The organism is Pseudomonas asiatica, assembly GCF_009932335.1.
Classification (GTDB): Bacteria; Pseudomonadota; Gammaproteobacteria; order Pseudomonadales; family Pseudomonadaceae; genus Aquipseudomonas; species Aquipseudomonas asiatica.
This window is the reverse complement of sequence record NZ_BLJF01000001.1, coordinates 1,002,956-1,028,451: the sequence shown is the minus strand read 5'-3', so window position 1 is coordinate 1,028,451 and position 25,496 is coordinate 1,002,956. Positions and strand designations below refer to the sequence as shown.

Sequence of the window (25,496 nt, the reverse complement as noted above, 5' to 3'; positions counted from 1 at the left end):
CTCAGTTGAGCAGCGCGGCGGCGAAGGCCTGCTGCAGGATGCGTTGCACGTCGGCGCGGCTGTCAGTCAGCGCATCGGTCATGTAGTTATCGCGGGGTTCAATACGCCAACCGTTCTGGCGACGGGCAGCCAAAGCCTCCTGCCGCTTACCTTTTAGCCGGCGGTTGCTGCGGCCACGACCCTGCCCGGCAGCCAGCGGCCGAAGCCGTGACCCCAGGCGCACGCCGTAATGCAGGTAAGCCGGGTAAAAGTCTTTCATGCTGCTGGTCTTGGCCGGCGAGATACGCACCAGAAACCCCGACCGCGACAGCTTGAAACCGATGGAGTCGACCGTGGCACCAGTACGGTTGATCGGATAGCCCTTCTGCCCCACGCCAAGTGCCAGGTTCATCTGCGCCCGGCCGGTGACTAGCTGGCCTACCTTGCGCATGCCGGCACGGATCTTGCGCCTGTCGAAGGCCTCCCGTTCGAACTTGTCGAAGCCATCGACATGCAGATAACCGTCAATCGAAACAGAGTTGGCCATTCGACTGCCCTCCTTCGCGACTCGACGCCCCCAGTTCCTCCACCTCCACTACCGACCAGACTTGCTGCCCAGCGAGGTCGGTGGGCCGCTTCACCCGATAAACACGGCCACGGCCAACGAACTCACAGTCCCCGTCCAGATCGGGAATGAAACGACAGTACAAGCGGTGGGTCAGCGCCGTTTTGGTCTGCTGGGCACTGGCATAGGTCGCCGTGCCAAGCGGTTCAACCTTTACCCAGCGCCAACAGATCCGCTGGAACTCAGGCTCCAGGCCGGGGCCAGCGGGCTTATCAGCCCTTTTCCGAACTTCCATGCGGTGCTTCAGCTCGCCCGACGCAGGTGCTCGTATTGCCATGGCTAAAACCTCGGCGGAACGGTGATATCCGCCAGCAGATGGTCGACAAAGCTCGCCGGCACTTCGGCCAGGGATTGCCCCACGACCAAAAGCCCCCGATGGGTGAATGCCGTTTCCGCCGCCATCAGCAGCCAGCTGAGCACGCCGGGATAGGCTTCCAGGTTCACCCCGGCCCGGTAACGGATACGCAACCGGCCAGCAGGCCGGCCACCAGGGAAGTGCAGATAGCTCTCCTTCCCGCCCTGGCTAAGCTCCGCCTGGCCGTCGTAGGGGATCACCTGACCTGCCTCTCCCAACACCACCACGGATTCGACGGCAACCACCTGGCCAATGTCCAACGAATGGCCCGACGGATACGCCGCCGGCCAGTCCTCCTCGTAGATTGCTTCACGGATCGCCGCCCCTGTTTTCGATTCACCCTGGGCGGTAACGCCAGGGATGATGATCTGGTCGACTAGCTCAGGCTGCAGGTCTTCTGGCTCAGCCCGGCACTGAAAGGCCACCTGTTCCAACGTCAGCACGGGCGCCCCCGTGTAGGCGATGCGGCGCGCCATGATCAGGGTTTCTCTTCGTCGTCATCCGGATCAGTGGTGGTCGAATCCGGATTCGGTGGTGGCTCCGTCGAAGGGCCGGACTGGATTGGCTCTTTCGCCGCGGGAGCTGGCTTGCCCTTACCACCACCGGACTTGCCAGCTTTCTTGCCTTCGTGCAACTCAGCACGACCGCCATCGATCAGCGACTGCGCAACTTCTTCCTCGAAACCCGCCACCTCGCCCTTGCCGTAACCACGCCAGGAGCCTGTGAACACAACAATTACCCTTGCCATAACTTCCATCCAGTTGAGCGGCCCCGGCCAATCCAGGGCCGGTGATTACATGCCTGCGCCCCACTTCACAGCGACCGCCACCACGATGCTCTCGACGTGACGCGGGCCGAAGTCGTGTTTCGCGATCACGCGCAGCAGGGTCTGGTCACGCTGGAAGGCACTGACCATTTCGCCCTGGGCGTCCTTGTAGGAAGCTTCATTGCTGAAGCTCAGGGTCAGGTCCATGTCTTCGCCGATCATGCAGTCCGCGAAGTTGACGAAGTAGATCTCGGTTTCGTTGCCGTCGACGCCGAGGTTGACCGGGATCTGGTTGCTCAAACCGACTGGGTAGCCTTTCAGCATGCCCTGATCGATTTCTGGATAAGCCTTGTTGCCATTGCCATCACGCAGCGATTGCAGCCAACGAAGGACGCGCGGAGCCATCAACCAGCCACACGACTTCATCATCACGTTCGCGGTTTCCAGGCGCAGCATCATGCCGCCCAGGAACAGGTCGATCTTTTCCAGCGTCAGCCCATCAACCGCCGGCGCCGGCAGGACGTTGAAAGGCAGCGCCCAGTGGCGCATACCCTTGGGCAGCGAGCCAGAGCCATCAGCCCGGATGAAGTGCAGATCTTCCGACAGGCCCATGCTCACGGTCAGGTCATTGAGCACCAGGCCATCGACGCGAGGGTTTACCCCGCTCATGGCCAGCAGGTCGTTGGAAATAGGCACAATAGCGGCAGCCTTTTTCGCCGACAGCTTGGTGTCAGCGAACGTCATGCCGGTGATCGGGATATCGGTATCGCTACCGATGTACGTCACCACAGTGTTGCCGGTGATACGCGGCTGGGTCAGGTTGCCGTTGTTCAGCGGCAGGCTGGTAACGCCCATCTTGCGCACAATGGACACCGGACGCAGCGACTCAATGACCTCGGTAGCGAAGTTCTGCGGCACCAGCACACCGCCCGCACCTGGGGTTACGACGCTCAAGGCCATATGAACATCAGCGGGGAAACCGCCGTCTTTCGCCATCTGGGCAGCCGTCTGCTGGTTGCCATGGGCAGAGGCCAACAAACGCGCCATCTGCGCCATGCCGGTACCAGGCTTGGCCTTCTCGCTGAACGGTCCGGAGATACTGCCTTGTGGTGGGCTGGTCGCCCCCTGAGCCGACTCGTTGACCGGCACCGCGCTGGCCGCCGCCAGGCGCTCGGCCGATTCGGCGCGACTGATCTTGGCCGTCAGATCGTTGATCTGCGCTTCCAGACTGGTGAACTGCTGCAACTGCTCAGCGCTCAAGCTACCGCCGTCGGCCTCGATCTTGGCCAGCGCCTGCACTTGGGTGACCAGGCCAGCGCGCTCATTACGCATTTGAAGTACAAGGGACATGCTGCCTCCTGGGCATAAAAAAACCCGCACTAAGCGGGTCCGGATTCAGTTGGTACGGTTGATACGGTCAGGCGAGGACCTGCATCGCCAACGCGGCTGCACGCACGCTGATGCGACCTGTCTGGCGTGTTGCACGGTTTTGCGCAACAGCCCGCGACAGCTCGTCAACGGTGTGCTGGGGGTTCTGCAGGCGGTCAGCCAGCCCCACATCGATTGCGGTTTGCCCGCGATACAACGCAGCCTCGGTGCCAATCACTTTGGCAACCGGAAGGCCGCGATACTCGGCAACAGCACTGACAAACATCTGGTAGCTCTCCTGCACCAGCTCGTTGAGGAATTTCATCGACTGCTCGGTGATGGGCTCATGTGGGGAGAGATCGTTCTTGTGTGCCCCGGCGTACACCGTGGTCACCTTCACGCCCATCCCCTCTTCCATTTTCGAGCGGTCCATGTGACTGGCAATCACCCCGATGGAGCCGACACCACTGGTCCGACTCACCACCAGCTCGCTGCACGCCGAACCGATCAGGTAGCCACCGCTGTACGCCATGAAGTTGACCAAGCCGGTGATGGGCTTTTGCGCGGTCATCGCCCGGATATCTTCGGCCAACTCGAAGGCGCCCACGGCAGAACCACCAGGGCTGTCGATATCCAGCACGATGTGCTCGACCAGGGGGTCGGCCACGGCGCGCTGCAGCTGGGAGCGCAACCCTTCGTAACTGGTCATGGTCTCGCAGGCGTTGAGGTGACTCCCACGGCTGACCAATACACCGCTGACCGGGACAACCTCGATCCCGGTCTGGGCAATCGCATTGCGGCGCTGCTCGTCCGCGAATGCCACCCGGTCGACAGGATCGTCATCCTTCCAGAGCTGGGCCGAGCTACCGCCGAGGTTGATGATGTTGAGGCTCATGGTCTGGTTGGCCCAGCGCACGCCCAGGTCGAGCATGTCCGGCGTAACCAGCAGGGGTTGATTGAACAGCAGGCTGGAGGCCCGCAGATAACGCTTACTCATTGGGCAAGGATCCTCCCGATCTCGGCGTGCTGCAGCTCAAGCTGGGCGCGCACACTGGGGTTGTTCAGGTCGGGCTGCTTGCCAGCGTCGACCATGTTGAGCGGCTGAAGGTAGATCTCACCACCCTGCACGGGCGGCATGTTCTCCAGGCGCCGAATGTCGTTCACGCTCAGCCAACCCCACTGACGGCCGATGGCATAGGCCTCGTACCGACTTTTCTGGTCGCCGCGCAGCAGGCCGGACAGGTTGAACTCAATGAAGTAGTCACGCCGATCCTTCGGCAGCAGGAAGTCGCGCATCATTGCCTGTTCATGGCGCTTCACCCAGGGCAGCAGGGCGAATACCACAAACTGGATCATCAACTGTTCCAGAGTGTTGTAGTTCGACTTCTCCAGGTCGTTCACCATGGGCAGCGGGATCTTGTAGATCCGCGCAATGTCTAGACCGGTCAGTTTCATGATGCCGACGATTTCGGCGTCAACGTTGGTCATCGACACCGGCTTGAAGGTCATGCCCTCCTGCAGCAGCGCGACTTTCTTGGAATTGTCCATGCCGCCGAACTTATGGCCCCACTGATCGACGATCTTGTCGATGATCCCCTGGTCCTTGATCGCGGGCGCCTCACGGGGACGCTCGATCACGCCGGATACGGCCACGCCGTTGGCGAAGCTCTTGCCGGTGTACTGGCGAACCGCCTGGGTCAGGCCAATCGCGTCAGCGTGCAACTCAATGGGTGACAACCCGACGTAGGGGTTCGTGCCGAACCAGCGCACGTGGTGCACCATCCGCATCGGCACCGCCTCACCGACACCGATCTGGTAATACGGCAGCAGGTCGGCACCCTTGAGAACCTGCACCTGCTCATTTTTGAGCGACCACAGAGCCGTGACGTTGCCATCTTCCCGACGATCGATGAAGCTGAAGGCGTTACCCCGCAGCCCCGCAGCGCCCTGATGCCGCTCCATGTACTCGCACGGCGTCTGAAATGGGTTGGGCTGATAGCGCAGCACGTCGTACAGCGGGTGATTGATCGCCGCATCCCGCTGCCCCTTGTCCTTGCGCTGGAACAGCTCCAGCGGCAACTGCGCCACTGTCTCAGCCAGCAAGGTCACGCAGTTCTGCAGGATCGGCAGGGCCAGCGCGGTATCAGGCGTTACCGCTACACCCGCAGAGCTTCGACCTCCACCGATCAAACCGCGCCAGAACCCGCTGTCTGGATTGGTCAATGTGCCCGCGCCCGAGGCGCGCAAGCTGGAAAAGAACATGGTCAGCCCCCTTCCCTAGCCACCTGGTGTGCCGCCGCCTGATCGGCCAGCCGGGCCCAGAACAGCAGCCCGAGACCGGCGACGATGAATGCGGCTGGCCGATACACCATCCAGACACCAGCGACCAACAGCGCAAAGCCCAGCAGACCTGCCAGCCAGGACGCAATTTCCAACTTCATATACCTACCCCTTCGTCGTAAACCGACGTGTCTGATGCCTCGGAAATGTCACTACTGATGCCAACCGCCATCACGGCAGCGACGATGCCGTCGATGCGGCCCGTGGCTTTGGATTTGTCGACCTTCCGGTTGTTGGCAGGGTCGAATACGATCACTGCGTTGCCTGCGTTCCAGGTCATCACCGGGTTGTCGTCGTGCAGCAGGGTCTCGACCACCTCGGTGGAAGTGGTGACTTCCGACACAACTTCGTAATCATCTGGGTCCAGCTCAATGACCTCCGACGGCTCAACCTTGCGGCCCAACAGGCGCCGCTCGAACTCGTCCACCGCCGGCCCCATGTCCTTGAAGCCTTGCCCGAAGGGCTTTAGCTCGGGCAGCGTGATGCTGTTGTCCGTCATCAGCTGCAGCAAGTCCTCGATCCGCCAGCGGTCGTAGGCGATCCGCCGCACGTCGAAGTAATCGCAGATGGTCTGCAGGCGCCGGAGCACATGCAGCTTGCTGATGGCCCGCCCTGGCGTCGTCTCCAGATGGCGCTCCTTGACCCATTGCAGGTACGGCACGCGGTCGCGTTTCTCCCGGCCCGACAGATCGTCGTCAGGAATCCAAAAGTACGATAGTGAGCGCCAGTGCGGGTCGTACGGCATCGGACTGAACATCAGCACAAACGCCGTCAGGTCCGTGGTACTAGCCAAGTCCAGGCCACCAACACAAGGGCGATTGCGCAGGATGCGCATCGGTACCCGCTCGGCAGCACCGCGCCAGATCTCCCACGACAGCCAAGGCGATGTCGCCTGGGTCCACTCGCAGAAGTTCAGGCGCCGGACCACCGCCTCTTTGGCCGGTAGACCCTTGGCCTCGGCCACTTGCTCGCGCAGGTATTTGCGACCAGGGATGCCGTCGGTCTGCCCCTCAAGAACGTAGTCCAGCGACGGGTTCACCTTCGGCCAGCACGCTTCGTCCTTGAAGGGGTCATCACCTTTGTCCAGCGAGCAGATGAAGGCAAAGAATGCGTCGTTGTGCTCTTTACCCTCGCAGATCCGCACGCCCAGGTCGTGGTACTGACCGCACACCGAGCCCTTGTCGGAGCCGCTGTTGGTGATCATCACGATCAATGCACGACGCCGGAACTTGGTACCCGCTCGCATCATGTTCACCGCGCTGGCCGTCTTGTGCTCATGCAGCTCATCGATCAGCGCCACATGAGGCCGAGGGCCGGACTGGCCGTCGTCGGAACTGATCGGGCGGAAAAAGCTGTTGGTCGCGGGGTAGAACAGGTTCCAGACCTTCTCGTCGCGCCCGGACTGAACCAAACGCCCGGCAAGATGCGGTGCCATGTTCACCATCGCTACCGCATCGCGGAACAGGATCTGTGCCTGGTCCTTCTTGGTGGCGGCGGCGTACACCTCCGCTCGCTGTTCGCCGTCGGCAACCAGACCATACAGGCCGATCCCGCCGACCAGGGGCGACTTGCCGGAGCCCTTACCGGTTTCGATGTACGCCTGGCGAAACCGGCGGTAGCCATCGTCGGTGTACCAGCCGAACAGGCTACCGACGATGAACGCCTGCCAAGGCGCCAGCCTGAACGGTAACCCCTCGAAGTCGCCGCCGTTGAGGCGCAGCACATCTTCGAAAAACCCGATGGCCCGCAGCGCCGCCTCGGCGTTCCAGATCAGTCCGCGCTCATGCCCCGTCTCAAGGTCCAGCAGATGGCGCCGCACAGCGTTACGAACATCCGGCCCAGCGATGATTGTGCCGGCCAGCACCTGGTCAGCGAAGCCCTTTACCCGGCAGTCAGCTGAAATACTTTGAGGCAGCGTCTCGTTCTGCATTCGGGAACAAATCTCCTTGTGCCGCCGGCGCGGCTCTCATATTCCGGCGCGCCAGGGGAGATAACCCGAACTGAGCACCGGCCGCGTTGGCACGCTTCTCGGCGTCGTTGGCCAGCTGCCGCAGCACATGGGTCTGCTGGGCGCCGGTCTTGAAGGTCTGCACCTCGCCACCCAAGCCGTCTGCCGACTGTGCATTGCGCTCAGCGATCAGCCGCTGGAAGCGCAGCCAATCGCCGTAGGCTTGGCAGTACGTGGCGAGCGCCAACTGGTCGAGGCGCGACACCCAACCCAGTGCAACCAGCGCCTCAGTGATCCGTGTCCACTCGGCTACCGCGTCCCCGGTGAGAAAATCCGGCATGGGCGGGACGCCGACCGGCACCGCTGGATCTTTGATTTCATTCATCAACTGCGCAGGCGAGAGTTTGCTGCGGTTGCCGTTGAGCAGATGCACCGATGCGGGCAGGCCTGGCCGCCCGGAGTTACCGTTTCCGGCCATGGAAACCTCCTATTTCTGATACCCCCCTCCCTCATTTTTCCCGGTTTTGCACACGGAGTTGGGCGAGCGGTCAACGAGAGAGCCGGGAAAAAGTTTTTCACCCCCCCTACCCCGGCAGGCCGGGGCGGGCGGAGCGCCGGGTCAGCGCCGGTTCCAGTGGTGGTTGGGGTCGAGCGGCATGCCCGACGGGCTGCAGCCAGCCACCCGGCCGGTGCGCTCCAGCCTCTGCTTCACCGAGTCATGGCACAGCTTGCACAGTGGCTGCCAGTTGCCCTGATCCCAGAACAGCTTCCATGCAGCCTTGATCTTTTCAGGGTCACCGGATTCCTTTGCTTCCTGCAGACGGGGCGCGACCTTGTGGTCTACCACCGTGGCAGCCACCGGCCGGAAGGCCGTCGAACACATTGAGCAGAACGGGTTGGCCCCGAGAAACACCTCCCGAGCCAACCGCCAGCGGTGACCGTAGCCACGCGATGCGCTACTGCCCCGCCGTTCGTTACCCTTCACGACTCACCGGCGGTACTTCGCACACGCCCAGCCGTTTCGCTGCCCAACGTTCGTACAGGCTGATAGCGACATCAGCACCTGCCATCGCTGTAAGACACCCAAATGCTGCAGCCGCCCAGAGCGATGCCCCCATCGAATACAGCAGCATGATGGTGGACAGGCCGCAAACAATGCAGGCACCCGAGCGCAAGATGATGCGCCGGACCAGCGCCCAACCGCGGACCCCGGCTTTGTCAGCCCTCCACATCTCACCCGACACGCCGCCGACCAAGGACAGAATGATCACCATCCAGATCGGCATCTCGACTAATGCTTGTTGCTCGCTGTTCATGCAGGCCTCATTGGCAAAAGCACGGCGCCGGAAAAAGAAAACCCCGCCAGATGGCAGGGTTCTCGATGCACCGACAGAGCGGGGCGGGTTGCACAGCACAGTGCTTGTGGGGAAGCGCCTAAGCGCACTTTTGATATCGTGGTGACTTTTTACATGGCGCCGGAAAAACCGAAAAGGGGCAATTTTCGGTACGTCGCAATGTAGCTGTCATGTTGATTTAATACTGCACGCAAGTCGCATTCCAACCCGACGAACGGTATGTTGTCGCGCACGGCCAGCGCGCGCCGCCAGGATCGCCAGCACCTGCAGATGCAAGGCTTTGACCCAGTTGCGGTAGGTGCGGTCAGCATCCTCCGCCAACCCAACCGCCCTCATCTGCTCCCGAATTGTGAAGCCGAGGAAGTAACGCATCTCGGCCAGCTTGGCCAATGTTTCCCCTCGCTTGTCGCGCCGCCCCAGCTGGGCCACAGCAGCATCAACTTCCGCCGCCGAATGATCCAGGCCAGCCCCAGCAACCAGAATGCGATGACCCGACACGCCACCGCGCGGCGCGGCCCCCTTCCACTCCATGATGGTCCCCATCTGACTGCCAAGGCTCGCTTTCAGCCCAACCTGGCGGCGCTGCTCGCCCCAGTGGCGCATCAACTCGCCAACCAACCGCAGACGCTCGGCAGGATCAATTAGCTCTGCCATATCAACCCGATGCTGCGTGACACGCAAAAGGAGCCGCAATTCCTGATCCATCATCGCCCTACCCCCAAAATAAGCACCCAACACACATTCCCACAACCCGACACATACCCAACACAGATAAAACCCAATGAAATCAAAGAATTAAATAAATGTGTGTTGAGTGTGTTGGGTTTGTTGGGTTTATTTGTTCTCGCATAGAGATTTTTTCTTTCGTTGGTGGTGCTGCAAAAAATCACGCGCACGCGCGCGCGCGTGGACAAACCCAACACACCCAACACACCATCCGTGCAAGCCAATGAATCCGGGCTATCTGACTGTGTTGGGTAGCCCAACCCAACCCGACACAAACCCAACACACCCAACACACTAATAGAGGTAGTCATGCTGCAAGCACCCTCTTCACGTGGTCCCAGCCATCAACGTTCCAGCCAGCCAGCTTCGCCCTGGCACGCCACTCGACGACGTTCTTGCCCAGCTCGGCCGACTTCATGGATGGGGGCAGGGAAGGATCACCATCGTCAGGGAAGAAAAACGCGGCAAATCGTCGATTGTTGCCATCAGTCCAGGGAATCGCCCGGGTCTTTTCCACCTTCGCGCTGAGCATCAGCGAGAACTTCGTCTGGCTCATCACGCTCTCCCGGTTATGCGAACACCATTCGGCAAACATGGCGTACACATCACTTGTCAGCGCGCAGCCCCAAAGGCCGTGCCCCAGCTCGCCGGCGCGCCAGAGGTAGAAGAAGGTCTGCCAAGCAGTACGACTCAGCTCGACCAGCCGCTGACGGGCCTCAGTCTTGGGCGGACGCGTGCGCTGGTTGAACTCACCCAGGTCGACAGCAAGGAGCCAGCCATACAGGGCAGCGACCCCACCGTTTGCCAACTCTCGACTGATCGCCTTTTGGCGCTCCGGTGGCAACGTCTCAAGGGGCCACATCACCAGCATCCGGCGGTCGTCTTCACTGATCGGCCACGGCATGATCTCGTTGCTGAGAAACGCGGAGTTCATATGGTTGGCCTCCTCCCAACCGTTGATGAACTTCGACTCCATACGCACCGTCTTGCCGGTGATCATGTGTTTGATCTTGCCCACCTGGTTGTAACGCTGATCGCGGCTGACAACCTCCTCGAACACTGCCCAAAGCTTGCGGCTCTGCCAGGCGTTGAAGCTGCCTTCCAACTGGGTTTGCCCAACCGTCGCGCCATACTGGCCATACAGCTCACCCATGACATCGGCGAACATGAGGCTTTTGCCTGAGCCCTCCATCGTGGAGTGGAACAGAATCGCCGTGTCCATCTTCGCGCCCATGTGCTGCAGTGGATAAGCCAGCCACTTGACCAGCCAATCCAACGCCTCCGCGTCGTGGTTGCACAGGAAAGAAATCAACCAGCGCAGGTTCTCGCATGCAGCATCATCGCGCACCGGCTCAAGCGGCAGCCCCTCGAACGTGTTGATATAGACGGCCGGATCTTTGGTCATGGTCGGGTCGAACACAATGTGATCCACGTCGACAACACGGCGATCCTGACTGTTCAACCACCATTTATATTCGTCACCCAGGGCCATCTTGACCGCACCTTCAGGGATACGGCGTTTCTTCTCCCGATCCCAAACATCCTTGGTGCCATCGATGTAGACGTAGCGCTCAATCGGGTCGAGCTTCAGAGCACCGCCCTTCTTAGCTGCCAGCCTCTTTACCTGCTCCAGCTCTTTCACCTGGTCGAGCGATACCAGCTTTTTGTCTGTCCGGTCCATCCACTGCTTGGCAAGCGGCTTGCCTACTAGCGCTTCGAACCCGGCACGCTTCATCGACTGCCCTTTGTCGAGATCCCACACGCTAGTAGAGCCCTCGACCAGAGCGAACCGGCGCATGGCGCTTTTCAACGCAAGGCCATCACCCCCCTCCCCCCCGGAGGCCGAGGAGCAGGCTGCGCCGGGGTCGCTTTCCTCGGACTCTGCGTGCAGGGGCTCAACATCGCTCCCTTGCGCATCGCCTGGGCCACCCACAGGCTCATTAGCCGATGGGGCGCGGGGAAGTGCACCGATGGGAGGAGGTGCCGGCGGCCTCGATTTCGCGTCCAATCCCAACATCCGCGCCGCTGCCTTAGTGGCCTCGCGTTGGTTGCCGTCGTGCACAAGGATGCAGTACACATCGAAGGCATCATTCTTGTGACCATTAGCCAGCGGATCAGAGCTGTGATGCGAATACAGCTTGCCCTCTGTGATCGTGACGCCTGGGTCGCCGCTGCTGCTGTGAGGACACAGCCACTTGCCACCGATGCGCTTATAACCGTGCGCCTCGATCAACGTGGCAATGTCATAGGTTCGATTGAACTCAGGAATGACCTCAGGCAGCGAATTACCTGACTGCGCGCTGGCCGCGCGGGCGCGCGGTGCTGGCTGGGAGGAAACCGGAGCGGGCTTGATACCCCACGGACAAACCGCGAGCGCCTGAGGCTTCAGTTGGTCCCAATCCTGCCAAATGCTCAGCAGATCAGCCGGCAGCTCAGGAAGCCCATCAGCGGAAGGCGGAATGCGCCAGGTGTAAGGCTGGCCAGTGCCAGGGTGGATCGAAGGAGGCAGCACATCTTGAACCGCACCGCCGCGCAGCTCGAACACGGTGATCTTCTTGAAGGGCTCTGCGGCCATCTTGAGCGCCGCCTCACGCGTTGCGTCACCAGCCTCCTTTGCCGCCACCATTTGAGCGGTGAGTGCTTTCAAGATCGAACCGTCCGGGTCGGCCTGATTGGGCCAAGCCAATGACCGACGACTCAGCTCAATACCATCCGGGACGCGGAACATGACGCGGAAGCGCGCCGGATTGCCTACCGTAGTTGGGAAGGCATCCGCGAGCGAGTCGAGATCCAGTCCGAAGGCTTCACGCAACGCGATGCGGCAAAGCTCGACATCATCGACATCAAGCGAGCAGACGCGACTTGGCCCAAGCACCACCCCGAGGTTGTGATCGGGATGCTCCAACCAGAACGCCTCGGCCGCGTCTGCATCGGTGATATAACCACCCGGCGTGTTCCAAGCCTTACCTTTCGGCCCTTTTTCGCCTGGTTCAATGGGTACCAGGGCGAGACCGAAAGTTTCAATGTAACGGCGCGCCCATACGGCCGTGGTCGCTGCTGGGCGCTCACTCATCGACGACGCTCCCGCAGCTCCTGGCAATCGACGCAGGTTTCGCAACCAGCAACCGACTGTTGACGCGCCAACGGGATTGGATCTTCGCAGTCCACGCAGATATCTGCGCTTGGCTTTTCAGGAAGCCGAGCGAGGCGTTGCAGTGACAGTTGGAGAAAGTATTCGGCCTGGTCATTAGCGAAATCGACTGCATCAGCCATTGGATCGGTCCTCCATCGCCTGACGCGCACCCGAAGTGATCGCCAGTACCTGACGGATAACATCCAGGCCACAAGCCTCCAGATTTTGCACTTCGTGCATTTCCCATACGTTGTCAGCTGCACCTTCGTGCATGCTGCTTACGAACTCAGCAGCTTCCTGCAGCAACAGGCCAACGGCCTTCAACTGCTCATTGGTTGCAGGGATAGGGCATGGGCGGTACCAAACGACGCCAGCGGCGCGGCCCAGGGCGTCGAGGACGCGACGGTCAGCGGTCCACTGCAACACCTCTTCCAGCTCGTCAGGGTTGAGCCAGCGGCGCTCTTCATCGTGCTTTAGCTTCTTCTGTAGGGCATCGAAGTCCATACCCATATTGAAGGCCAGGGCGGTGAGACCGCCCTTGTATTCCCGACCAGCGCGGTAAAGCGCGTGGCGCAGAGAAAGGGCCGGACCATTGTCCGGCAAGGTGTCCATGCGACTCATAACCGTTAATCCTCGGTTAACGGTGTAGCCATGGGAGCGGGCAAGCCCTATCCTACGACCACGACCGGTATGTTGTGCTTTGCGTGCTGTGGAGCACGACTTGCGGTTGTAGTCATCCGGCCATTCTTGTGGTGAGAGGGCGCCGGATGACGGGAGTGATAGTGTTTTGCACTGTTACAGCTGGGCCGGGAGGTGAGAGTCCTGGCTCAGCGTTCTTACTCTTGCCCGCGCCGTAGATATGCCCAGTCGATGTCTGGTCGAAGCGATTCGCAGCGAATCCCCCCTCCCGTTTCCCGATCCAGACTGACAGCCAGTCCTCCACTAGCGCGCCGGTTTCCGTATGCCACTTGCTTCAGCTGGCCTACTGAGGTTCCGCAACGGCGCGCGAGAGCTTCAAGCCCCTCCTTGTCCATCGTCTTCAAGTACTCGCTTAGCGTCATAGGCACCTCCATTGGCGGCGAGATTAGCAATTGCTAATTATCAAGGCAATAGCAAATCGTAATTTACTGTTTGCTAACGGAAAGCAATCATCACCACATGGACATCAACGAAAAGCGCATAGCCTCCCTACGTACGATCATGGGCACCCTGAGCCAAAAGGAATTCGCCGAGGCTCACGACCTAGACGCGTCTTATTTGTCGCAGCTGCTGAACGGCCACCGCAAGCTGGGGGAAAAGGCTGCGCTGAATCTAGAACTCAAGATCGGACTTGCAGCAGGGACGCTGACATCCCCTTCAGGGGAAGAGTCCCCCACCGCAGCCCCAACTAACGTTGTTCGCCTGCCTACTCGGGCATCTAAGGACAAGAACTTCGTGCTGATTCCGCATCTCGACATCGCGGCATCCATGGGGCATGGCAAGGCAGCCCCGGACATGCACATTGAAGTCATTCGCGATATGACGGTTCACCTCGACTGGCTCAAAATGCAGGGCCTAACCTTCTCGACAGTCGAGAATTTGGCGATCATCACGGGCGATGGGGACAGCATGTCTGGAACGTTCGCTGATGGCGACGCGCTACTCGTCGATCGTGGGATTTCCGAGGTCAGAACAGATGCAATCTATGTCTTCACCTTAGACGGCGATCTCTACATCAAACGACTGCAGCGCTTAACTGGCGGGCTGTTGCGCATGATCTCTGATAACCCCATCTATCCGCCGATAACCATCGACGAGTCAATGATCGAGCGTATGCACATCCAAGCCCGCGTTCTGCTGGCCTGGAACGCGAAAAAGCTCTAATACTCCCAGGTTGCGTACTACCGGCCATCTGCCGGAACGAAGCTGCGCCCCAGTAATTTAGCATTTGCTATTGCTCATTCAATTAGCCTTTGCTAATTTCAGCGCCGTGCCCCTCTCTCACATCAAGGACACGGACGAATGAAATCAGCACAGCACACCGGATCGGCAGCGGTCCTCATACACCCAACAGCCTGCAACAGCCTTGCGAAAATTCAAGCTTTCCAACGCAGTACCGGATTACATCTAGTCGTCAGCTTGGATGGCAAAGCCCATGCCGTACCCGCCTCCCGAGGTGCAGCATGAGCGAGTTCCAAATACCACTTCACCAAATCATGTTGCTGCAGAGCACCATGGATAAAGGCGGTACAGCAATCTGCAAACTGCAGCGCCCGGAGGCATCGGTTGACGCGCAGGTCGAGATCGAAAACGACACAACGCACCATCGCATCAAGGTGACCCTTGGACCACTGTGCAGCAGCCTGAGCCTCCCACGTGCACTTTCGACCAAGTGCCAATCCTTGCGGGATTTTCTGCAAGACCTTGCGAACGGCCGCGCTGACTCCGGCGCCCAGTCCGAAGAAGCGCTAGCGCTTATCGAGGCGCAGGCTAGCGTCGAAGAGGTTCTTCAGATTGGCCAGACCGCCTATGTCATCACCACGGTCAACCGTAACCTCCCTCTAGGCGCGGTCGTGACCAACGACCTGGGCGACGTTTGCGCCGCTGTCACCGGAGCCAACAAAGAGCACCTAGTTGCCGCAGTACGCGCGAAGCTCCAGCCCGGCCCCGAAGGGCTCGGGGAGCGCGCATGAGCACACTGGAACAACTACGCCGCGAGTGGACCACACCTTGCCCAACGCTAACCGAAGTGAGGGAACGCTACTTCCCCCACATCGGCTCAGATCGGTGGTTTAAAGAGCTGATCAGCAAAGGGCGTATCGATCTTCAGCTGAGCAAGATTGAAAGCTCTAAGAAGGCGCAGCACGTGATCTACCTGCACAACCTCGCGGAGTACCTCGACCGCCAGGCCGAACGCACCACAAAATCTGTATGAACCAGGCGGCCCCGGCCATCAGGGGCATCCAGCCTGCCGCCGACTCTCACACTTACGGCGGCACGCTTTTTCGGAGCACAGCACATGCAACCGCATCAACAAGTTCTCGCCCTGGGCATTCTGTGGCTGGCCACCCTTGTGGTTCTGCCCTTCTTGTTTGCCACTGCTCGCCGCCGAGCCCACGCCATGGGCTTCATGGAAGGCCAGGAAATCAAGGCAGTTGCCCACGCGCACCATATTCGACAGCTCGAACGGGACCTGGCCGACAAGCAGGCCGAGCTCGACACCGCCCGGAAGGCATTCACCGCGCACATGGAAGCTCGACGCGAAACCATCGCGGAGCTCGAAGAACGCATCATGTCCTACACCGGCCTCGCAGTGACCAAGGCCGATTACCAGGCGCTCGTCAACACATGCGAGACGCTGGAGACCGCCGGGCGGACCTGGAAGCAGTTGAAGGGAGCGGAAGCATGGGTCACCCGTACCGAGCATCAGGGCCGCAGTTTGCGCGAACTGGCCGGCCGGGTTCGCAACGAACTGCGCGACGTCCCGCCAACCGCAAGCGCGGAAGCAGCAGCATGACCGCACACAAGCACGCATGGGAAACCGTAGACCCCTACGACGGCGGTTATCACATCTGCAAGAAGTGCAAGCTCGGCTCTCAAGGGGAGCGTCTGTCGACACCGTCCCCTGTTTCGGACGCTGAGCATCATGCCGTCGCTTGGCTCGGCCAGACCGGGCTGTTCCGCACTCGGTTTGACGCCGTGCGCAATTGCGAGCAGTCCGTCACGCCGATTTCCGCGGACGAGCTGTTCGAGCTTGCTAGCAAACAGGTGCTCAGCCAGCTCAATGAGGGCCGCCAACGTGCCTAACCCAACACGCACCTGGCAATTGATCAGCCTTTTGCTCGCCGTGGCGCTGATCGCTGCCCTGATCGAGCTGTATCGCAGCAGCACCGCCCGCCGCCCTGTGACTGGCACGTTACCGACTGTTAACAACATGACCGGCTATAAGCATCTGACCCTGAGCCCGAGCTCTCGGAGAGCTCGCGAGAGGTATTCACTGTGACCAGGACCTCTACCTATACACCAAACATCAGGGACGCGAAGGGAGTACAGACCTTCAGGCGTCCCGCAATGTCGGTTATCTGCGACGTCTGCACCCTCCCACGCCCCCGTGGCAGCCATGAGCTCTGCTCCAAGATTCGCCAAGCGGCAGGCTTCACTCCCACTGTCAATGTATCGAGCGAGCACGGCGCCATGAAAGAAGCCGACGGCTGGAGGCCCGACCTCAATATCCGGTCCAACAAAGCACAACTAGCCCAGCGGAGAAATGCATGAACACTGCTTTTGTACTGCTTGCTCAATACAACGGCCGAGCCATCATTTCACTTGAGCAAGTGTGTACTGACTACTTCACTCACCTGACTCCAGACATGTTCCAGCGCAAGGTGATGTCCGGCCAAATAAAAATACCCATCACTCGAATTGAGTCTAGCCAAAAGAGCGCCAAAGGAATACACATTTCCGACCTGGCAGATTATATTGAAGCCCAGAGAAAGCTAGCAGCAACAGAATCCATAAAACTTAACAAATGAAAAAACGGCGGACTAAAGTCCGCCCATATTAAACCATGGCCTCGCTAGGTTTTAGTAGATGCTCCTGAAGCTGATACTCTGTACTCCAGTGTTTCTGACTACCGCTTATACCCGACTCAGCCAACCAGTCTCGTTTATCCGCCTCCCTTAATGGGAAACCCTCGGGCAATATTTGTATTAGCGTTTCGTAGCCACGAGAAAGCCTATAAGCCCACTTCTCAGAACCATCAACTCTAGCAAAGCGCACTTCTTGAACAACACGACCATTCCTCGAATGAAAGAAAATATTAAAAGATTGAGTATCAGCACCACTGACATCTAGACTGCGCAGCAAATGCATCCCGTTTACCGAAAATTCATCCCAACTAAAAGTCTGCTCAACATTGCGACCTAACTGATCTATATCGGTAATCCTTACGGACAGCTTATAAAGCGGATAGTCACCGCAGTGACGTAAAAACCACATCCGCTTACCGTCTTGGACTCCGTTTGGCATGACATAGCAGAAGCTGTCACCTCCATTCATATGCCCCACCATTTTTTCAACATTAACTTCCAAGCTAGATGCAAGCTTTTCAAGCCTTGCCTCGACATTCACCAAGCTACTTTCCACACCGACCTGTTTACGAACTCGGAAAAACTGCCCCACCACCCAACTCACCAAAAAGAAACTAGGCCCAAAGGTTGATATAGTTTTCACCAAACTAAAAGAATCACTCCAAACAGAAAAAGCGGTCCACGCTGCGGCAGCACAAAAAGGCAACCAAAATTCTTTCAGTAACTGTTTAAAAATCTTCAAGACTCAAACTCCATTTCTATATTGCCCGAGCACCTAATACCACCTTGCTTTTCACAATGCGATCCATCCACACCCAATTCGAATAACTATCCCCCCGCCCTCTAAGGTGAGTATATCTCCTCAACGAATTCCAATCCCTGTGCCCTGAAACACTTGCTACTCGCGGGATATCCCAGTCCATTTCAAACAGACGGCTTACACCTTCGTGCCGCAGGTCATGAAAGTGCAGATCCTCGATACCCTTCATCTTGCACGCTTTGGCCCAAGCAGTGCCGACCGAGTCAGTGTTGTACGGGAATATCTCCGGGCACTCCCGCGGCATGCTCTGCACAATCTGCCATGCCTCATCGGGTAAATGACACCAGACATCATTACCCAGCTTCTGCCCGGGGTTTTTCATATCCCGCACTTTTACCGCTTTCCGGTGCTCATCCAGATCATCCCAAAGGATGCGCGTGATTTCATCCATTCGTCTCGTCGAAAAAATCGCGAACGCCACCACCTTGGGCATATGGATAGCTGTCGGCCGGCGCTGCAGCGTCTCGAAGAAGTGCTCCATCACTTTATCGAGCTCATCCAATGTAGGCCTGCGATCTCTCTCGCGACTCCGCATGTTGTAACCGAACTTCTTCAGGACGAGACGAGCGTCGGACATTGCCAAGGGATTGATCTCATACCCCCAAGCCGCCCTGGCCAAGGAAAGAACCGAACCCAGGTGAGCCAAATCATTGCCGGCAGTCTGAGGCTTTACGGAGCCACCTTCTGGCCCCATGCGCCAAAGCGCATAATCCACCAGGACCTGCTGGCTGATGTCCGAATCGACCTTCTCCCCCAAGTAGCTCTTCTTGATGGCATTGAGAGTAAGCCGCTTGGTTTCACCGAGAGGCCGGGCTTTCTCCGCCTCGATCAGGTAGCGCTCGATCATCTCCTTTACCGTGTGCCCCTTGCGGCTGGCCCGCTCGATCGCACCAGGCACCGCCAATTCGGTCTCTCGTCGCTTCGCCCAGGCTTGAGCAGCCTGCTTGCGGGCGAATGTCTGGGCTTCTTGGTAAACTATGACACCCTTTTTCTTGAGGCGGATCTGGACGGTGTAGCTGACCGTCCCATCGGCCTTTTTCCTTGCTCTGATCGTTGCCATGATTTCCGGTGGTACAAGCGTGATTGGCGGTGGTACATCGTACCACTGTCACACCAAAAACGCCCAAAAACCCCAGAAAACGGCACAAAAATGCGTAGACCAGAATGCCCCTAGAATCAGCCTCAAAGCCACAAACCACGCGTCCTGAGCCCTCCCGCCGCTTCAGCGTTGCACCCATGATGGACTGGACAGACCGCCACTGCCGGTTCTTTCTGCGCCTGCTTTCCAAAAACACCCTGCTGTACACCGAAATGGTCACCACCGGTGCCCTGCTGCACAACGACGCCCACCGTTTCCTGCGCCACGACGTCTCCGAGCACCCGCTGGCCCTGCAACTGGGCGGCAGCGTGCCGGCCGACCTGGCCGCCTGTGCCCGCCTGGCCGAGGAGGCCGGCTACGACGAGGTCAACCTCAACGTCGGCTGCCCGAGTGACCGGGTGCAGAACAACATGATCGGCGCTTGCCTGATGGCCCACCCGGCACTTGTGGCCGATTGCGTGAAAGCCATGCGCGATGCGGTGTCTACCCCGGTGACGGTCAAGCACCGCATCGGTATCAATGGCCGCGACAGCTACGCCGAGCTGTGCGACTTCGTCGGCCAGGTGCGCGAGGCAGGCTGCCGGAGCTTTACCGTGCATGCGCGCATCGCGATCCTGGAAGGGCTGTCGCCGAAGGAGAACCGTGAGATTCCGCCGCTGCGCTATGACGTGGCGGCGCAGTTGAAGGCGGACTTCCCGGACCTGGAGATCGTGCTCAACGGCGGGATAAAGACCCTGGCCGAGTGCCAGGCACACCTTGAAACCTTCGATGGGGTGATGCTGGGGCGTGAGGCGTACCACAACCCTTACCTGCTGGCCGAGGTGGACCAGCAGCTGTTCGGCAGCGAGGCGGCGGTGGTCAGCCGCAGCGAGGCGCTGGCGCAGTTGCGGCCTTATATCGTCGCGCACATGGAAAGTGGTGGCGCGATGCACCACGTTACCCGGCATATCCTGGGGCTGGCCCAAGGGTTCAAGGGGGCGCGGCGCTTCCGCCAGTTGCTGTCGGCGGATATCCACAAGGCGGCGGAGCCGCTGGCGGTGTTCGACCAGGCGGTGGAGCTGTTGCAGGGGCGGTAACCCGGCCCGAGCATCTGACGCGGTCGGGTGTAGGAGCGGCCTTGTGTCGCGAAAGGGCTGCAAAGCAGCCCTGGCAATTTGTGCACCAGCGCTGAAGCCCTGGGGCTGCTTTGCAGCCCTTTCGCGACACAAGGCCGCTCCTACAAGGGGGCGCGACAGCTTCAGACGTGTGCATGCGGAACCTAGGGGCCGCTTGCGACTCGAATCCTCACCTTTCGCACCGCGCTTCGCGAGCCCTTGAGTGGCCGCCGGGGCTCGGGTAATGTCGAGTCATTGCACAGGACAGAGCACGCCCATGACCTCCAAGCTGGAACAACTCAAGCAGTTCACCACCGTGGTCGCCGACACCGGGGACCTGGACGCCATCACCCGCCTGAAACCGGTCGATGCCACCACCAACCCGTCGCTGCTGCTCAAGGCTGCGGCCATCCCGGGTTACGCCGAGCTGCTCAAGCAGGTGAAGGCCGATGCCAAGGGTAATGTCGACCTGGCCTGCGACAAGTTCGCGGTGGCCGTGGGTTCGGGCATCCTCAAGGTCATCCCGGGGCGTATCTCCACCGAGGTGGATGCCCGCCTGTCGTTCGATGAACCCGCCCTGCTGGCCAAGGCGCGCAAGCTGATCGAGCTGTACGAAGCCGCCGGCGTTGGCCGCGGCCGTGTGCTGATCAAGCTGGCCTCCACCTGGGAAGGCATCCGCGCCGCCGAGAAGCTGGAGAAGGAAGGTATCCAGACCAACCTCACCCTGCTGTTCTCCTTCGCCCAGGCCCAGGCCTGCGCCGATGCCGGGGTGTTCCTGATTTCGCCGTTCGTGGGCCGTATCTACGACTGGTACAAGAAGAGCACCGGCCAGGAATACGTGGGCGCCGAAGATCCGGGCGTGCAGTCGGTCACTCGCATCTACAACTACTATAAGGCCAACGGCTACGGCACCGTGGTGATGGGCGCCAGCTTCCGCAATATCGGCCAGATCGAACAGCTGGCCGGCTGCGACCGCCTGACCATCAGCCCGGAACTGCTGCAGCAGCTCAGCGATGACCAGGGCGACCTGCCACAGGTGCTTAAGCCGGGCAATGCCGGCGAGCCCAAGCAGCAGCTGAACGAAAGCCAGTTCCGCTGGGCGATGAACGAAGATGCCATGGGTACCGAGAAACTGGCCGAAGGCATTCGCCAGTTCGCGCGGGACCAGGAGAAGCTGGAGAAGTTGATGGCTGAAAAGGCCTGATATATTTCGGGATTGCCTGACGGGCGGGAAGTGTTCAGCATTTTCCGCCCGTTTTTCGTCTGGCCCCATCAAGTGCCGGGCTTTAGCAGTTTGTTGAATTCAATGGCCCTATCGCCGGCAAGCCAGCTCCCACAGTTACTGCACAGCCTTCGAGATCAGCGCTGTACCTGTGGGAGCTGGCTTGCCGGCGATAGGGCCGGTTAGCCCTCAGAGCTGTCGATGACCTCCTCTACCCCATTGCCCCTCGTACTCGCCGGCCCGGTACTGCGCCGCCTGGAACCTCAGCGCCTGGCCATCTGGCTGGTCGCCACGCAACCGCTGCAACCCGAATTCATCTTCCCGGCAGGCGAGGCCCAGGTCGATTGCCAGGTGGTCGCGGTGGGCCAGCACGCCTTCATCCACCTGCTGGACATCCACTTCGCCCAGCCGCTGCCCTGCAACCAGCTGCTCGACTATGACCTGCTCATCAACGGCCAGGGCATCGCAGGCTGGGCGCCGCACCTGCTTTACCCCGGCGCCCGGCGCCCAAGCCTGGTACTGCGTGATCGGCTCGACCACCTGCTGCACGGTTCCTGCCGCAAGCCGCATTTCCCGGCCGCCGATGGCCTGCTATGCGCCGACCGCCTGCTGCTGGCCTGCGAAAAACCCGCGGACCGCCCCGCCGTGCTGCTGATGACCGGCGACCAGGTCTATGCCGACGACGTTGCCGGCCCGATGCTGCGCGCCATCCACAGCCTGATTGCGCGGCTGGGCCTGTTCGATGAGCAACTTGAGGGCGCGGTGGTGCCCGACAGCCAGGCGCTGTACCAGCACCCGGCCTGCTATTACCACCGCGCCGACCTGCTGCCAGCGCAGGAACGCAACGAAACCCTGCGCGAGCGCTTTTTCGGCGGCAAGCGCAAGCCGATATTCTCGTCCAGCAACGCCGACAACCACCTGGTGACCTTCGCCGAGGTCATGGCCATGTACCTGCTGGTGTGGTCACCGGTGCCCTGGCAGCTGGCGAACCTGGACATGCCCGACGGGCTCACCGCACCGCGCCAGGCACGTTACCGGCAGGAGCTGCCGCTGATCCAGGCGTTTGCCGACAACCTCGGCCAGGTAGCGCGGGTGATGGCCCACCTGCCGTGCCTGATGATCTTCGACGACCACGACATCACCGACGACTGGAACCTATCGGCGCTATGGGAAGAAACCGCCTACGGCCACCCCTTCTCGCGGCGGATCATCGGCAATGCCCTGCTCGGCTACCTGCTGTGCCAGGCCTGGGGTAACGACCCGCAGGGTTGCAAGCCACTGCTCGGGCAATGCCAGGCGTTGAACAGCCAGACCCAGGATGAGCTGATCGGCGCACTGCTGCGCTTCCAGGGCTGGCAGTTCAGCCTGCCCACCAACCCACCCTTGCTGGTGCTGGACACCCGCACCCGCCGCTGGCGCAGCGAAAGCAGCCTGGCCAAGCCGTCCGGCCTGCTCGACTGGGAGGCGCTGAGCGAGTTGCAGCAAGCACTGCTGGACCACCCGTCGGCGATCATCGTGTCACCTGCGCCGATTTTTGGCGTGAAGCTGATCGAGACGGTGCAGAAGCTGTTCAGCTGGCTGGGCTACCCGCTGCTGGTGGATGCCGAGAACTGGATGGCCCACCGCGGCGCAGCGCAGGTCATCCTCAACATCTTCCGCCACTCGCGCACGCCGGGGCACTACGTGGTGCTGTCCGGCGATGTGCATTACTCGTTCGTCTATGAAGTGCTGATCCGCCACCGCCAGCGCAGCCCGCACTTGTGGCAGGTGACCAGCAGCGGGATCAAGAACGAATTCCCGCGGCGCCTGCTGGATGTGCTCGACCGGCTCAACCGCTGGCTGTATGCGCCACGCTCGCCGCTCAACTGGTTTACCAAGCGGCGGGAAATGGAGGTGGTGCCGCGTACGCCCAGCCATAGCAAGGCTGGCGAGCGGTTGTGGAATGGTGCGGGGTTGGGGCAGGTGTTCTTCGATGAACAGGGGCGGCCGGCGCGGGTGTATCAGCTGGATGCGGGTGGGGGTGAGGCTACCGAGTTTGCGCGGCGAGGGTGATCAGGCAGGTAATGCTTGTGTTGGCCTTGCCGGCCTCTTCGCGGGTAAAACAGCTCCCACAGGGGCAACACAGGTTTCGAATGCAACGCAGTACCTGTAGGAGCAGCCTTGTGCTGCGAAGAGGCAGGTATGACAAAAGATATTCTGTGGCAGTGCTGGCCTCTTCGCAGCACAAGGCTGCTCCTACAGGTGAGTGCATGACTCAAGACTGGTGCATAACCTGTGGGAGCGGGTTTACCCGCGAAGAGGCCGGTACAGGCTGAAGATCAGGTCCGCTCCAGCGCATTGACCAGGTCATGGAACGCTTCGCGGTTGGAGTCGTTCAGGCCCATGAGGATCTTGTGCGCCTCCAGCACCTTGGAGCGCACCACGTCTTCGTTCTGGTCCTGGGACGGCAGGTCGGTCAGGCATTCCGGACACGGGATCGGCCGATCGACGATGTTGAACACCTGATCGAAGCCCATCGACTGCAACAACCGGGAAATGTCCGGGTTGGTGGTGACCACGGTCGGCAACAGGCCCACCTTCTGGCGCGACAGGATCGACAACTTGGCCAGCAGGCCCAGGGTGGTACTGTCGATGCTCTCGGTTTCGGTCAGGTCGATGACAATCGCCGAGAAGTTCAATGCGGTGAAAATCTTCTCGATCGTCGCATCCAGCGCCGAACACAGGGTCAGGCGCACTTCACCGACGAATTTCAGGACGAAGGTACCGCTCTGCTCGGCGAACTGGATTCTACCGGTACTCATTGAAGGTTCCTGCTCAACACCAATAGGGCGATATCATCCGGCATCTCCCCAAGCGTAGCCAATCCGAATCGTTGACGCAGCCCATCCAGGCTGCCACCTGCTGCCCTGACGATTTCCGGCAGGGCGGTTTCTTTATCTTTGAGCGTATCACCCGGCAAAAGGTCCAGAATGCCATCGGACATCAGGCTGAGGCTGAACTGCGGCGGCAGCTCCACTACCAGGTCCTGGTAGGTAGCCTCGTCGAACAGCCCTACCGGCAGGCCGCGGCCTTCCAGGTAGCGGGTGTGCTCGGGGGTGTGCAGCACCGGCAGCGGCAGATGGCCGCCAACGGCGTAGGTCAGCAGGCCGGTGTCTTCATCGATCACCCCGCCAACCATGGTCACGTGCTTGCCCAGCTTGCAGTTGATCAGCCCGCGGTTGATGTGGCTGAGCACCTGCGAGGGTTTGAACTCGCGCATTTTGCTGCCGCGCTTGAATTCGAACAACAGCCGTGTGGTCATGAACTTCAGCAGCACGGTGACGAACGCTGAGGACGCGCCATGCCCGGAGACATCGGCGAGATAGAAAGCGATGCGCCGTTCGTCCACCCGGAAGTAATCGGCAAAATCACCCGACAGGTACAGCGACGGGATGATTTGGTGCTCGAAGGCGAACTCGCCGGCCACCCAAGGGCTTTCCGGCAGCATGTTCATCTGCACCTGGCGACCGGCGGTCTGGTCCTCCTGCAGCAGGTGCAGGCTGGCCTCCAGTTCGCGGTTGGCGGCTTCGAGCTTGTCGCGGTAGCGCTGGTTTTCCAGCACCAGACGCGAGCGGTCGAGGGCGCGGCGCACCGAATGCTCGAGCACGGCCAGGTCTTCCAGCGGCTTGATCAGGTAGTCGGCAGCGCCCAGGCGCAACGCTTCCACCGCATCACTCATGACGCCGGCACCGGACACCACGATCACCGGCAACTGCGGGGCGCGCTCGCTGACCTGGCGGATCAGTTCGAGGCCGCCCATCTGCGGCATGCGCAGATCGCAGATCACGAGGTCGGGCTGGTGTTCTTCGAAGACCTGAAGCCCCTGCTGGCCATTGCCGGCCTGGAGGACGCTGAAGCCACTGTCTTCAAGATAGGCGGCGAGGCTTGCACGGACCACGTCGTCGTCATCGATGATCAGCAGCGTTGCACTGGTTTTCTGCATGTGGGCGAACGGCGCCGATTTAGGTTGGTGCAGCGGTGTCGGCAAGGCAGACGGCCAGCTACGGGAATTCTTTATGGTCACACTCTACTTGAGTTGTAGGACAAGAACACCTGCCC

The 25,496-nt window shown here is 60.3% G+C and carries 31 protein-coding genes; 10 read left to right on the top strand and 21 right to left on the bottom strand.

All coding sequences use genetic code 11. The annotated features are described in order from the left end of the window. Position 1: 1 nt before the first annotated feature. The 17 genes from GYA95_RS04720 to GYA95_RS04645 form a co-directional block, all read right to left on the bottom strand. Positions 2–526, bottom strand: a complete 525-nt coding sequence (locus GYA95_RS04720; RefSeq protein ID WP_161551264.1) for a hypothetical protein — start codon at positions 524–526, stop codon at positions 2–4. After that, a complete protein-coding gene (locus GYA95_RS04715) occupies positions 504–881 on the bottom strand; it encodes a phage head closure protein (protein ID WP_161551263.1) in 378 nt (125 codons plus the stop codon). The genes GYA95_RS04720 and GYA95_RS04715 overlap by 23 nt, the downstream gene beginning before the upstream one ends. Positions 882–883: 2 nt before the next feature. Further along, positions 884–1,435, bottom strand: coding sequence for a hypothetical protein (locus GYA95_RS04710; protein ID WP_161551262.1), 552 nt, complete (start codon positions 1,433–1,435; stop codon positions 884–886). Positions 1,436–1,437: 2 nt separating this feature from the next. Next, a complete protein-coding gene (locus tag GYA95_RS04705) occupies positions 1,438–1,707 on the bottom strand; it encodes a hypothetical protein (protein WP_161551261.1) in 270 nt (89 codons plus the stop codon). A gap of 45 nt (positions 1,708–1,752) precedes the next feature. After that, the gene (locus GYA95_RS04700) at positions 1,753–3,075 is read right to left on the bottom strand and encodes a phage major capsid protein (protein WP_161551260.1); all 1,323 of its coding nucleotides are present in this window, start codon (positions 3,073–3,075) and stop codon (positions 1,753–1,755) included. A 67-nt stretch (positions 3,076–3,142) separates the two neighbouring features. Continuing rightward, positions 3,143–4,090 carry a S49 family peptidase gene (locus GYA95_RS04695; protein ID WP_202982202.1) on the bottom strand — a complete coding sequence of 316 codons (948 nt, stop codon included), beginning with the start codon at positions 4,088–4,090 and terminating at the stop codon, positions 3,143–3,145. Beyond that, complete coding sequence (locus GYA95_RS04690; protein ID WP_161551259.1) at positions 4,087–5,355, bottom strand: phage portal protein; 1,269 nt, start codon at positions 5,353–5,355, stop codon at positions 4,087–4,089. Before GYA95_RS04690 ends, GYA95_RS04695 begins: the two co-directional genes overlap by 4 nt. A gap of 2 nt (positions 5,356–5,357) precedes the next feature. Next, positions 5,358–5,534, bottom strand: coding sequence for a hypothetical protein (locus tag GYA95_RS27555; RefSeq protein WP_170303994.1), 177 nt, complete (start codon positions 5,532–5,534; stop codon positions 5,358–5,360). Next, the gene (locus GYA95_RS04685) at positions 5,531–7,363 is read right to left on the bottom strand and encodes a terminase large subunit (RefSeq protein ID WP_161551258.1); all 1,833 of its coding nucleotides are present in this window, start codon (positions 7,361–7,363) and stop codon (positions 5,531–5,533) included. The genes GYA95_RS27555 and GYA95_RS04685 overlap by 4 nt, the downstream gene beginning before the upstream one ends. After that, positions 7,326–7,859 carry a phage terminase small subunit P27 family gene (locus tag GYA95_RS04680; protein ID WP_161551257.1) on the bottom strand — a complete coding sequence of 178 codons (534 nt, stop codon included), beginning with the start codon at positions 7,857–7,859 and terminating at the stop codon, positions 7,326–7,328. The genes GYA95_RS04685 and GYA95_RS04680 overlap by 38 nt, the downstream gene beginning before the upstream one ends. A 141-nt stretch (positions 7,860–8,000) precedes the next feature. Beyond that, positions 8,001–8,264, bottom strand: a complete 264-nt coding sequence (locus GYA95_RS04675; protein ID WP_238841717.1) for an HNH endonuclease — start codon at positions 8,262–8,264, stop codon at positions 8,001–8,003. Positions 8,265–8,355: 91 nt separating this feature from the next. Beyond that, complete coding sequence (locus tag GYA95_RS04670; RefSeq protein WP_161551255.1) at positions 8,356–8,697, bottom strand: phage holin family protein; 342 nt, start codon at positions 8,695–8,697, stop codon at positions 8,356–8,358. Positions 8,698–8,904: 207 nt separating this feature from the next. Continuing rightward, a complete protein-coding gene (locus GYA95_RS04665; protein ID WP_161551254.1) occupies positions 8,905–9,441 on the bottom strand; it encodes a hypothetical protein in 537 nt (178 codons plus the stop codon). A gap of 328 nt (positions 9,442–9,769) precedes the next feature. After that, positions 9,770–12,535 (bottom strand): bifunctional DNA primase/polymerase, encoded by a 2,766-nt coding sequence (locus GYA95_RS04660; protein WP_161551253.1) that lies wholly within the window; start codon positions 12,533–12,535, stop codon positions 9,770–9,772. Next, entirely contained in the window at positions 12,532–12,735 is a 204-nt protein-coding gene (locus GYA95_RS04655; RefSeq protein ID WP_161551252.1) for a TraR/DksA C4-type zinc finger protein, read from the bottom strand. Before GYA95_RS04655 ends, GYA95_RS04660 begins: the two co-directional genes overlap by 4 nt. Continuing rightward, entirely contained in the window at positions 12,728–13,216 is a 489-nt protein-coding gene (locus tag GYA95_RS04650) for a phage regulatory CII family protein (protein WP_161551251.1), read from the bottom strand. The genes GYA95_RS04655 and GYA95_RS04650 overlap by 8 nt, the downstream gene beginning before the upstream one ends. A gap of 215 nt (positions 13,217–13,431) precedes the next feature. Next, a complete protein-coding gene (locus GYA95_RS04645; RefSeq protein ID WP_161551250.1) occupies positions 13,432–13,656 on the bottom strand; it encodes a transcriptional regulator in 225 nt (74 codons plus the stop codon). 97 nt (positions 13,657–13,753) lie between these two features. Here GYA95_RS04645 and GYA95_RS04640 point away from each other — a divergent pair, with 97 nt between their 5' ends. From GYA95_RS04640 to GYA95_RS04610, 7 genes are all read left to right on the top strand, one after another. Next, positions 13,754–14,458 (top strand): S24 family peptidase, encoded by a 705-nt coding sequence (locus GYA95_RS04640; protein WP_161551249.1) that lies wholly within the window; start codon positions 13,754–13,756, stop codon positions 14,456–14,458. Between the two features lie 299 nt (positions 14,459–14,757). Further along, positions 14,758–15,267 (top strand): hypothetical protein, encoded by a 510-nt coding sequence (locus GYA95_RS04635; RefSeq protein ID WP_161551248.1) that lies wholly within the window; start codon positions 14,758–14,760, stop codon positions 15,265–15,267. Further along, entirely contained in the window at positions 15,264–15,509 is a 246-nt protein-coding gene (locus GYA95_RS04630; RefSeq protein ID WP_161551247.1) for a pyocin activator PrtN family protein, read from the top strand. The genes GYA95_RS04635 and GYA95_RS04630 overlap by 4 nt, the downstream gene beginning before the upstream one ends. Positions 15,510–15,593: 84 nt before the next feature. Continuing rightward, positions 15,594–16,091, top strand: coding sequence for a hypothetical protein (locus GYA95_RS04625; RefSeq protein WP_161551246.1), 498 nt, complete (start codon positions 15,594–15,596; stop codon positions 16,089–16,091). Continuing rightward, on the top strand, positions 16,088–16,381 hold the full coding sequence (locus tag GYA95_RS04620) for a hypothetical protein (protein WP_238841716.1): 294 nt from the start codon (positions 16,088–16,090) through the stop codon (positions 16,379–16,381). Before GYA95_RS04625 ends, GYA95_RS04620 begins: the two co-directional genes overlap by 4 nt. Beyond that, on the top strand, positions 16,374–16,577 hold the full coding sequence (locus GYA95_RS04615; RefSeq protein ID WP_161551245.1) for a hypothetical protein: 204 nt from the start codon (positions 16,374–16,376) through the stop codon (positions 16,575–16,577). The genes GYA95_RS04620 and GYA95_RS04615 overlap by 8 nt, the downstream gene beginning before the upstream one ends. Positions 16,578–16,845: 268 nt before the next feature. After that, the gene (locus tag GYA95_RS04610; protein WP_161551244.1) at positions 16,846–17,106 is read left to right on the top strand and encodes a pyocin activator PrtN family protein; all 261 of its coding nucleotides are present in this window, start codon (positions 16,846–16,848) and stop codon (positions 17,104–17,106) included. Positions 17,107–17,134: 28 nt separating this feature from the next. On the opposite strand, the gene GYA95_RS04605 is transcribed toward GYA95_RS04610, so the two are convergent. Continuing rightward, on the bottom strand, positions 17,135–17,905 hold the full coding sequence (locus GYA95_RS04605; protein ID WP_161551243.1) for a hypothetical protein: 771 nt from the start codon (positions 17,903–17,905) through the stop codon (positions 17,135–17,137). Positions 17,906–17,921: 16 nt separating this feature from the next. Then, positions 17,922–19,043 carry a site-specific integrase gene (locus GYA95_RS04600; RefSeq protein WP_161551242.1) on the bottom strand — a complete coding sequence of 374 codons (1,122 nt, stop codon included), beginning with the start codon at positions 19,041–19,043 and terminating at the stop codon, positions 17,922–17,924. 104 nt (positions 19,044–19,147) lie between these two features. Here GYA95_RS04600 and dusA point away from each other — a divergent pair, with 104 nt between their 5' ends. The 3 genes from dusA (at position 19,148) to GYA95_RS04585 (ending at position 23,450) form a co-directional block, all read left to right on the top strand. Beyond that, positions 19,148–20,158 carry a tRNA dihydrouridine(20/20a) synthase DusA gene (gene dusA / locus GYA95_RS04595; protein ID WP_085625536.1) on the top strand — a complete coding sequence of 337 codons (1,011 nt, stop codon included), beginning with the start codon at positions 19,148–19,150 and terminating at the stop codon, positions 20,156–20,158. Between the two features lie 295 nt (positions 20,159–20,453). Continuing rightward, on the top strand, positions 20,454–21,380 hold the full coding sequence (gene tal, locus GYA95_RS04590; RefSeq protein WP_015269553.1) for a transaldolase: 927 nt from the start codon (positions 20,454–20,456) through the stop codon (positions 21,378–21,380). A gap of 219 nt (positions 21,381–21,599) precedes the next feature. Further along, positions 21,600–23,450: an alkaline phosphatase D family protein gene (locus tag GYA95_RS04585; RefSeq protein ID WP_161551241.1), complete on the top strand. Its 1,851-nt coding sequence runs from the start codon at positions 21,600–21,602 to the stop codon at positions 23,448–23,450. A gap of 266 nt (positions 23,451–23,716) precedes the next feature. Here the strand turns inward: GYA95_RS04585 and rssC are convergent, their stop codons facing one another. Both rssC and rssB read right to left on the bottom strand, forming a co-directional pair. Next, a complete protein-coding gene (rssC, locus tag GYA95_RS04580; RefSeq protein ID WP_013971741.1) occupies positions 23,717–24,199 on the bottom strand; it encodes an anti-sigma factor antagonist RssC in 483 nt (160 codons plus the stop codon). Then, positions 24,196–25,380 carry a two-component system response regulator RssB gene (rssB, locus tag GYA95_RS04575; protein ID WP_015269551.1) on the bottom strand — a complete coding sequence of 395 codons (1,185 nt, stop codon included), beginning with the start codon at positions 25,378–25,380 and terminating at the stop codon, positions 24,196–24,198. Before rssB ends, rssC begins: the two co-directional genes overlap by 4 nt. Positions 25,381–25,496 lie beyond the last annotated feature (116 nt).

What these genes read in the sequence shown, in the direction of transcription:
- GYA95_RS04720 (WP_161551264.1), bottom strand. Translation starts at nt 526, where the DNA reads ATGGCCAACTCTGTTTCGATTGACGGTTATCTGCATGTCGATGGCTTC.
- GYA95_RS04620 (WP_238841716.1), top strand. Translation starts at nt 16,088, where the DNA reads ATGACCGCACACAAGCACGCATGGGAAACCGTAGACCCCTACGACGGC.
- rssB (WP_015269551.1), bottom strand. Translation starts at nt 25,380, where the DNA reads ATGCAGAAAACCAGTGCAACGCTGCTGATCATCGATGACGACGACGTG.
- GYA95_RS04625 (WP_161551246.1), top strand. Translation starts at nt 15,594, where the DNA reads ATGCAACCGCATCAACAAGTTCTCGCCCTGGGCATTCTGTGGCTGGCC.
- GYA95_RS04680 (WP_161551257.1), bottom strand. Translation starts at nt 7,859, where the DNA reads ATGGCCGGAAACGGTAACTCCGGGCGGCCAGGCCTGCCCGCATCGGTG.
- GYA95_RS04610 (WP_161551244.1), top strand. Translation starts at nt 16,846, where the DNA reads ATGAACACTGCTTTTGTACTGCTTGCTCAATACAACGGCCGAGCCATC.
- GYA95_RS04655 (WP_161551252.1), bottom strand. Translation starts at nt 12,735, where the DNA reads ATGGCTGATGCAGTCGATTTCGCTAATGACCAGGCCGAATACTTTCTC.
- GYA95_RS04695 (WP_202982202.1), bottom strand. Translation starts at nt 4,090, where the DNA reads ATGAGTAAGCGTTATCTGCGGGCCTCCAGCCTGCTGTTCAATCAACCC.
- GYA95_RS04675 (WP_238841717.1), bottom strand. Translation starts at nt 8,264, where the DNA reads ATGTGTTCGACGGCCTTCCGGCCGGTGGCTGCCACGGTGGTAGACCAC.
- GYA95_RS04705 (WP_161551261.1), bottom strand. Translation starts at nt 1,707, where the DNA reads ATGGCAAGGGTAATTGTTGTGTTCACAGGCTCCTGGCGTGGTTACGGC.
- GYA95_RS04645 (WP_161551250.1), bottom strand. Translation starts at nt 13,656, where the DNA reads ATGACGCTAAGCGAGTACTTGAAGACGATGGACAAGGAGGGGCTTGAA.
- GYA95_RS04685 (WP_161551258.1), bottom strand. Translation starts at nt 7,363, where the DNA reads ATGCAGAACGAGACGCTGCCTCAAAGTATTTCAGCTGACTGCCGGGTA.
- GYA95_RS27555 (WP_170303994.1), bottom strand. Translation starts at nt 5,534, where the DNA reads ATGAAGTTGGAAATTGCGTCCTGGCTGGCAGGTCTGCTGGGCTTTGCG.
- GYA95_RS04600 (WP_161551242.1), bottom strand. Translation starts at nt 19,043, where the DNA reads ATGGCAACGATCAGAGCAAGGAAAAAGGCCGATGGGACGGTCAGCTAC.
- GYA95_RS04670 (WP_161551255.1), bottom strand. Translation starts at nt 8,697, where the DNA reads ATGAACAGCGAGCAACAAGCATTAGTCGAGATGCCGATCTGGATGGTG.
- GYA95_RS04660 (WP_161551253.1), bottom strand. Translation starts at nt 12,535, where the DNA reads ATGAGTGAGCGCCCAGCAGCGACCACGGCCGTATGGGCGCGCCGTTAC.
- GYA95_RS04665 (WP_161551254.1), bottom strand. Translation starts at nt 9,441, where the DNA reads ATGGATCAGGAATTGCGGCTCCTTTTGCGTGTCACGCAGCATCGGGTT.
- GYA95_RS04585 (WP_161551241.1), top strand. Translation starts at nt 21,600, where the DNA reads ATGACCTCCTCTACCCCATTGCCCCTCGTACTCGCCGGCCCGGTACTG.
- GYA95_RS04710 (WP_161551262.1), bottom strand. Translation starts at nt 1,435, where the DNA reads ATGGCGCGCCGCATCGCCTACACGGGGGCGCCCGTGCTGACGTTGGAA.
- GYA95_RS04700 (WP_161551260.1), bottom strand. Translation starts at nt 3,075, where the DNA reads ATGTCCCTTGTACTTCAAATGCGTAATGAGCGCGCTGGCCTGGTCACC.
- rssC (WP_013971741.1), bottom strand. Translation starts at nt 24,199, where the DNA reads ATGAGTACCGGTAGAATCCAGTTCGCCGAGCAGAGCGGTACCTTCGTC.
- GYA95_RS04715 (WP_161551263.1), bottom strand. Translation starts at nt 881, where the DNA reads ATGGCAATACGAGCACCTGCGTCGGGCGAGCTGAAGCACCGCATGGAA.
- GYA95_RS04690 (WP_161551259.1), bottom strand. Translation starts at nt 5,355, where the DNA reads ATGTTCTTTTCCAGCTTGCGCGCCTCGGGCGCGGGCACATTGACCAAT.
- tal (WP_015269553.1), top strand. Translation starts at nt 20,454, where the DNA reads ATGACCTCCAAGCTGGAACAACTCAAGCAGTTCACCACCGTGGTCGCC.
- GYA95_RS04635 (WP_161551248.1), top strand. Translation starts at nt 14,758, where the DNA reads ATGAGCGAGTTCCAAATACCACTTCACCAAATCATGTTGCTGCAGAGC.
- GYA95_RS04630 (WP_161551247.1), top strand. Translation starts at nt 15,264, where the DNA reads ATGAGCACACTGGAACAACTACGCCGCGAGTGGACCACACCTTGCCCA.
- GYA95_RS04640 (WP_161551249.1), top strand. Translation starts at nt 13,754, where the DNA reads ATGGACATCAACGAAAAGCGCATAGCCTCCCTACGTACGATCATGGGC.
- GYA95_RS04650 (WP_161551251.1), bottom strand. Translation starts at nt 13,216, where the DNA reads ATGAGTCGCATGGACACCTTGCCGGACAATGGTCCGGCCCTTTCTCTG.
- dusA (WP_085625536.1), top strand. Translation starts at nt 19,148, where the DNA reads ATGCCCCTAGAATCAGCCTCAAAGCCACAAACCACGCGTCCTGAGCCC.